At 68.9% G+C, this 6,788-nt stretch carries 7 protein-coding genes; 3 read left to right on the top strand and 4 right to left on the bottom strand.

All coding sequences use genetic code 11. The annotated features are described in order from the left end of the window. Positions 1-1,270, bottom strand: a 1,270-nt coding sequence (locus AC1DYI_RS23015) for a MutS N-terminal domain-containing protein (RefSeq protein WP_477206461.1), incomplete at its 3' end; no start/stop codon positions are given. Between the two features lie 23 nt (positions 1,271-1,293). Continuing rightward, positions 1,294-2,220, bottom strand: a complete 927-nt coding sequence (locus AC1DYI_RS23010; RefSeq protein ID WP_477206460.1) for an inositol monophosphatase family protein — start codon at positions 2,218-2,220, stop codon at positions 1,294-1,296. Between the two features lie 118 nt (positions 2,221-2,338). Between AC1DYI_RS23010 and AC1DYI_RS23005 the strand changes: the two genes are divergently transcribed. Further along, positions 2,339-3,103, top strand: a complete 765-nt coding sequence (locus AC1DYI_RS23005) for an RNA methyltransferase (protein ID WP_477206459.1) — start codon at positions 2,339-2,341, stop codon at positions 3,101-3,103. 51 nt (positions 3,104-3,154) lie between these two features. Further along, on the top strand, positions 3,155-3,934 hold the full coding sequence (gene cysE, locus AC1DYI_RS23000) for a serine O-acetyltransferase (protein ID WP_477206458.1): 780 nt from the start codon (positions 3,155-3,157) through the stop codon (positions 3,932-3,934). A 93-nt stretch (positions 3,935-4,027) separates the two neighbouring features. Here the strand turns inward: cysE and mog are convergent, their stop codons facing one another. Continuing rightward, positions 4,028-4,618 carry a molybdopterin adenylyltransferase gene (gene mog, locus AC1DYI_RS22995; protein WP_477206457.1) on the bottom strand — a complete coding sequence of 197 codons (591 nt, stop codon included), beginning with the start codon at positions 4,616-4,618 and terminating at the stop codon, positions 4,028-4,030. Next, a complete protein-coding gene (gene yjgA / locus AC1DYI_RS22990) occupies positions 4,611-5,213 on the bottom strand; it encodes a ribosome biogenesis factor YjgA (RefSeq protein WP_477206456.1) in 603 nt (200 codons plus the stop codon). The genes mog and yjgA overlap by 8 nt, the downstream gene beginning before the upstream one ends. Before the next feature lie 138 nt (positions 5,214-5,351). Between yjgA and pmbA the strand changes: the two genes are divergently transcribed. Then, complete coding sequence (gene pmbA / locus AC1DYI_RS22985; protein ID WP_477206455.1) at positions 5,352-6,737, top strand: metalloprotease PmbA; 1,386 nt, start codon at positions 5,352-5,354, stop codon at positions 6,735-6,737. Positions 6,738-6,788: the final 51 nt, after the last annotated feature.

Genomic DNA, 6,788 nt, shown 5'->3' with positions numbered 1-6,788 from the left:
CCGCCGGCTCTTCGGCGATGGCACGGGTCAGCAGATCGGCCACGGTCGGGTCGGGCGACAGCGCGGCGTGGCATTCGTCCAGCAGCGCGCTGCCTTGCGGAGCGATGCTGCGCAGCGAGGGCAGGCTCGCCAGCGTCATGCGCAGGCCGGCCAGCTCGCGCGGGCGCACCTGGYGCAGCGCGATGCGCGAGACGATGCGCTCGACGTCGCTGACCGAGCGCATGGCTTCGCGCAGGGTGTCGAAGCCGCTGGCGAGCAACTGGGCGATGGCGGCGTGGCGCGCGTTGGCCTGAGCACGGTCGCGGCCGGGGTGGGTGAGCCWGTGGCGGAGCGCGCGGCTGCCCATACCGCTGCGGCAGGTGTCCAGCAGCGACAGCAGCGTCGGCGAGCGCTCGCCACGCAGGGTTTCGGTCAGTTCGAGGTTGCGGTGCGTGGCGGGCGGCAGCTCCAGCAGCTCGCTGGCGCGCTGCACGGTCAGCGTGGTGACGTGCGCCAGCGCGCGGCCCTGGGTGTGCTCGGCATAGGCCAGTAGCGCGGCGGCGGCGGCATGGGCCTGGCCCAGGTCCTGCGCGTTGAAGCCGGCCAGCGACGCGACGCGCAGCTGCTCGCACAGCTTGCGCTGGCCGAGGCCGGTGTCGAACTGCCAGGCGGGGCGGGCGGTGAGGGTGCTCTTGGCCTGGCGCAGCGCCGGCGACGGGGACTTGTCGATGCTGTCGCGGTCGATCAGGATCTCGGCCGGCGCCAGCCGCGCCAGCCAGCCCGGCAACTCGCGCTCGCCGCATTCGGCCAGGCCCAACTGGCCGCTGGAAAGGCCGAGCCAGGCCAAGCCATAGGTGCTGCGCTGGCGGTGCACAGCCAGCAGCAGCGTGTCGGCACGGTCGTCGAGCAGCTCGCTGTCGGTCACCGTGCCGGGGGTGACGACGCGGACCACCTTGCGCTCAACCGGGCCCTTGGCTGTGGCGACATCGCCGACCTGCTCGGCCACGGCGACCGATTCGCCCAGCTTCAGCAGCCGGGCCAAGTAGTTCTCGACCGCATGCACCGGCACGCCGGCCATCACCACCGGCTCGCCCGCGCTCTGGCCGCGGGTCGTCAGCGTGATGTCAAGCAGACGATGCGCCTTGCGGGCATCGTCAAAGAACACCTCGTAGAAATCGCCCATGCGGTAGAACACCAGCGTGTCCGGGTGCTCGGCCTTGATGCGCAAATATTGCTGCATCATCGGCGTGTGGGCGCTGAAGTCCTGCATGGGCAGGTTCTCGTTCTTCATCGGCGGTGTTCTGGAAAAAGGCGTCAGTCGGCTTGCTCGTCGCCGGCTTCGGCTTGCACATCCTTCTTGCGCAGGCGCACCAGCTTGCGTTCCACCGGTGCGGCGTCAACCGGCGGCGGCGGGGCCACCGGCTCTTCTTCCTTGATGATGCGGGTGAAGGGCGCCAGCAGTTGCACCAACTGGCCGTAGATCTTTGGCGCGCCGGCCACCACCTCGCGCTGGTGCAGGAAGTCGGCCTCGCCGGTGAAGTTGCCGATCAGGCCACCGGCTTCGGTGATCATCAGCGAGCCGGCAGCCACGTCCCACGGGTTCAGCCCGGTCTCGAAAAAGCCGTCGTACCAGCCGGCTGCCACATAGCACAGATCCAACGCAGCCGAGCCGGGGCGGCGCAGGCCGGCGCAATGCGGCGCCACGGCCTCGAACATCTTCAGGTAGCGCTGGAAGTTGTCGCCCTTGCGGAAGGGGAAGYCGGTGCCGACCAGCGCGTCGCCCAGGCGCACCCGCTTGGACACCCGCAGGCGCTTGTCGTTCAGGAAGGCGCCGCGGCCCTTGGAGGCCATGAACAGGTCGTTGCGCGTCGGGTCGTAGACAACGGCCTGCTCGACCTTGCCGCGAAACGACAGCGCGATCGAGACGCAGTAGACCGGCAGACCGTGGATGAAGTTGGTGGTGCCATCGAGCGGGTCGATGATCCAGAGGAAATCGCTGTGCTTGGCGCCGTGGGTGCGGCCCGATTCCTCGGCCAGGATGGCGTGGCCGGGATAGGCGGTCAGCAGGGTTTCGATGATCGCGGCTTCGGCCGCGTGGTCGACTTCGGTCACGAAGTCGTTTGCGCTTTTCGCGGTGACCTTGAGCAGGTCGACGTCCAGCGACGCCCGGTTGATGATCGCCCCCGCGGTGCGGGCCGCCTTGATGGCGATGTTCAGCATGGGATGGATGGATTGCGACATGGGCGACCTGAAAAAGCTGGACGAGAGCGGGGAACCGGGCTGGCGGGAGGAAAGAGCGGGCGTGGGCTGGGCCGTGCAGGCAGGACAATCCACGCAGAACCGCAGATTTTAGCCGCCCATGCCCGATTCGCCAGCCCCCGCCACGCCCGACGCCACACGTTTCGTGCTGATGAACACAAGCCACCCCGGCAACGTGGGCTCGGCCGCGCGAGCCATGAAGGTGATGGGCTTCTCGGACCTGGTGCTGGTGGCGCCGCGTTTCGACGATGTGTTGACGCGCGAGGAGACGCTGGCGATGGCCAGTGGCGCCACCGATGTGCTGGCTGCGGCACGCATCGTCGGCAACCTCGCCGAGGCGCTTGAGGGCGTGGACTACGCCTGCGCCACCGCGATGACGCCGCGCGACTTTGGCCCGCCGACCTTTGCCCCGCGCGAGCGCTTTGCCACGCTGGCGGGCGAGGGCCACCGCGTCGCTTTCGTCTTCGGCGGCGAGCGGTTTGGCATGACCAACGACGACGTCTACCGCTGCCACGCTGCCTTGAGCATCCCGACCGACCCGGCCTACGGTTCGCTGAACCTGGCCCAGGCGGTGCAGGTGCTGGCTTACGAGTGGCGCCAGGCGCTGGGCGGCTTCGGCGTCGAAGCGCGCACCGCACCGGTGGTCTGGGCTGACGGCGCCGCGGTGCAGGGGCTGTTGGCGCACTGGCAGCAGGCCTTGGTCGAGATCGGCTTTCTCGACCCGGCGGCGCCGAAGAAGCTGGTGCCGCGTCTGAACCAGCTGGCCAACCGGGCTGCGTTGACGGCCGAGGAGGTTCACATCCTGCGTGGCATCGCCACCGCGATGCAGCGCAGCGCCAAAGCCCCAGGCGGCCAGCGGGGTTGAACGCCATATAAACTCATTCGTCCAGCAACTAACCCACCAGATCGGACGCCCATGTTCGGACGCTTGCGCGAAGACATCGCCTGCATCCTCGAGCGCGACCCCGCGGCTCGCACGACCTGGGAGGTTTTGACCTGTTACCCGGGCCTGCATGCGTTGTTCATGCACCGCCGCGCCCACTGGTGCTGGACGCATGGGCTGAAGTGGCTGGGCCGCTTCATCTCGCACGTCAGCCGCTGGCTGACCGGCATCGAGATCCACCCCGGCGCCACCATGGGCCGACGCGTCTTCATCGACCACGGCATGGGCATCGTCATCGGCGAGATGGCCGAGGTGGGCGACGGCTGCACGATCTACCAGGGCGTCACGCTCGGCGGCACTTCGCTCGTCAAGGGCGCCAAGCGCCACCCGACGCTGGAGGCCGGCGTGATCGTCGGTGCCAACGCGGCGGTGCTGGGCGGCTTCACGGTCGGGGCCGGTGCCCGCGTCGGCTCGGGCGCTGTGGTGACCAAGCCGGTGCCCGCAGGTGCGACGGCGGTCGGCAACCCGGCGCGCATCATTGCCGCCGAAGTGGATGTTGCTCGTGAAGTGACCGCTGCGAAGCTGGGCTTCTCAGCCTACGGCGTGACCAACGGCGACGACCCGGTCGCRCAGGCGATGAAGGGCCTGATCGACAACGCCGGCTCGCACGAGCACCAGATTGCGCTGCTGTGGCAGGCGATCGAGAAGCTCTCGGCCCGTGCGCGCGAGATTCCCAACGAAGAGTGTGTGCCGCAGGATGCGCACACCACCGAGAACTTCGACGCCGAGCGGCTGAACCGGCTGGTCAAGTAGCCGTCAGGCCGCCGGCGTCGGCCGGCCAGCGCCGGGCCGCCCCAAGCTGGCCATCCCCCTCGGGGGGACCGCCGCCGCAGGCGGCGTAGAGGGTCAGCGTCGAGCCGCCTTGGGGCGAAACGCGTCGCAGACCTCGGCGTCGGTCTCGAGGTACGGCCCGCCGATCAGGTCGATGCAGTAGGGCACCGCCGCGAAGATGCCGGCCGCCGGTGGGCTGGCGTTGGGCAAGCCTTCCAGCGTCTCGGCGATGGATTTCGGCTGCCCCGGCAGGTTGATGATCAGCGCCTTGCCGCGGATCACCGCCACCTGGCGCGACAGAATCGCGGTCGGCACGAAACGCAGGCTGATGGCGCGCATCTGCTCGCCAAAACCCGGCATTTCGCGGTCGGCCACGGCCAGCGTGGCCTCCGGCGTCACGTCGCGCGGGGCAGGGCCGGTGCCGCCGGTGGTCAGCACCAGGTTGCAGCCGGCCTGATCGACCAACTCGACCAGCGTGGCGCTGATCTGCGCCTGCTCGTCGGGAATCAGGCGCGGTTCCCACTGCACCGGGTTGCGCAGCGCGCGGCCCAGCCAGGCCTGCAGCGCCGGAATGCCCTTGTCTTCGTAGATGCCACTCGAGGCGCGGTCGCTGATCGAGACCAGGCCGATGCGCACCGACTCGAACGGGGAGGCGGTGTCACTCATCGTCGTCCTCGCCTTCTTCGCTGTCGTCTGGCGCTGGTGCGGCGGTGGCAGCCAACGCCGTCTTGATCAGCTGGAACATCTCGCGGTAGCTGCGGCCTTGGCGTTGCTCGACCGACTCGGCCTTGGCGTCCTTGCGGACGGCGCGCACCAGGCTGCGCAGCTGCTGCGCGTCGGTCTCGGGGAAGTGGTTGAGCCAGCGGGTGATCGCATTGTCGCTGGCCAGCAGCTCTTCGCGCCAACGCTCGGCCTCATGCAGGGCCAGCGTCTCTTTCGCGCTGCCCAGCTTGGCAGCGGCCACCGCCTCGCGGATGGGGGCCTCGTCGGTCTGGCGCATCAGCTTGCCGATGAACTGCAGCTGGCGCCGACGGCCCTCGTGCGAACGGGTGCGGCGGTACTCGGCCAGCGCGTCCTGCAGCGACTCGGGCAGGTTCAGCTTGGCCACGCGGGACGCGGACAGCTCGGACAGCTCTTGCCCCAAGGACTGCAGGCTGTGCATCTGGCGCTTGAGTGCCGACTTGCTGGGCCGGCCGGCGTCGTCGTCAGCGTCGTCTTCGGGCTCGGGCGGGATGTTGTTGTCTTGGGGCGCTCGGCGCATGGGGACTCGGCGACGTGAAGGTGTTGATGAGGCTCGCTATGATTGTCCCGCAATTCAACGCGCCACCCGCCCGGGGCGCCCCGGCATGGCCTGGGCGGCACCGGCGGGTTTTGCACTTCCAGCCTCGAGCGAAAAAAGATGACCGCCAAAACCAGCGCCGACGCCGCCCGCAACGGCTTTGCCTACAGCCGCGAACAGTTCCAGCAGATCGTCGAAGACGTGCTTGGCATGGCGCGTGACCTGGGCACCAGCGACGCGGGGGTCGAGGTGAGCGAGGGCAGCGGCATCAGCGTGTCGGTGCGCAAGGGCGAGGTCGAGCATGTCGAGCGCAACCGCGACAAGTCGGTCGGCGTGTCGGTCTACCTGGGTCAGCGCCGCGGCAACGCCAGCACGTCGGACTTTTCCGCCGCTGCGCTGTCGCAGACGGTGCGCGCCGCCTACGACATCGCCCGTTTCACCGCCGAAGACCCGGCCGCCGGCCTGCCTGAGGCCGAAGACCTGGCCACTGCCGCCGAGGTGGCGCAAGACCTGGACCTGTTCCACCCCTGGGCGCTGGACGCCGAGACCGCCGCCGAACTGGCACGCCGCGCCGAAGAGGCCGCGTTGTCGGTCGACAAGCGCATCACCAACTCGGAAGGCGGCTCGGTCTCGGCCCAGCAGTCGCACTTCTGGGCCGGCAACAGCCGGGGGTTCAGCGGAGGCTATTCCAGCTCGCGCCATTCGCTGTCGGTGTCGCCGATTGCCGGCAAGGGCAACGACATGCAGCGCGACTACTGGTACACCTCGATGCGCGACGCGCTGGAGCTGGCCGCGCCCGAGGCGGTGGGCCGCTACGCCGCTGAGCGTGCGCTGTCGCGCCTGAAGTCACGCAAGGTCAAGACCTGCGAGGTGCCGGTGCTGTTCGAGTCGACCGTCGCAGCTGGCCTGCTGGGCGCTTTCGTTCAGGGCACCAGTGGTGGTTCGCTGTACCGCAAGGCCAGCTTCCTGCAAGACAGCCTGGGCCAGACCATCTGGCCCGAGCACATCGACATCACCGAAGACCCGCACCAGCGTCGCGGCAAGGGCAGCGCGCCGTTCGATGACGAAGGCGTGCGCACCAAGGCGCGGCAGGTGGTGTCGGCCGGGGTAGTGCAGGGCTACTTTTTGTCGAGCTATTCGGCGCGCAAGCTGGGCATGAAGACCACCGGCCACGCCGGTGGCTCGCAGAACCTGCGCCTGACCAGCCGGCTCACGCAGCCGGGCGATCACCTGGAGCAGATGCTGCGCAAGCTGCACCGCGGCCTGTTTGTCACCGAGCTGATGGGTCAGGGCGTCAACTACGTGACCGGCGACTACTCGCGTGGCGCGGCTGGATTCTGGGTCGAGAACGGCAAGATCGCCTTCCCGGTGCACGAGATCACCATCGCCAGCCACCTGCGCGACATGCTCAAGGGCATCGTTGCGGTCGGCGCGGATGCCTACAACATGGGCGCCAAGACGATCGGCTCGGTGCTGATCGACAAGATGAAGCTCGCGGGCAGCTAACACCGATACGCCTGCCTCGGTGGTTGTGGGCCGCAAGCCGGTACCCCCAGG

This window comes from Ideonella sp. P3_A4 (assembly GCF_056403075.1).
The sequence above is the reverse complement of the archived record's forward strand: the minus strand, read 5'-3'. Positions and strand labels throughout refer to the sequence as shown.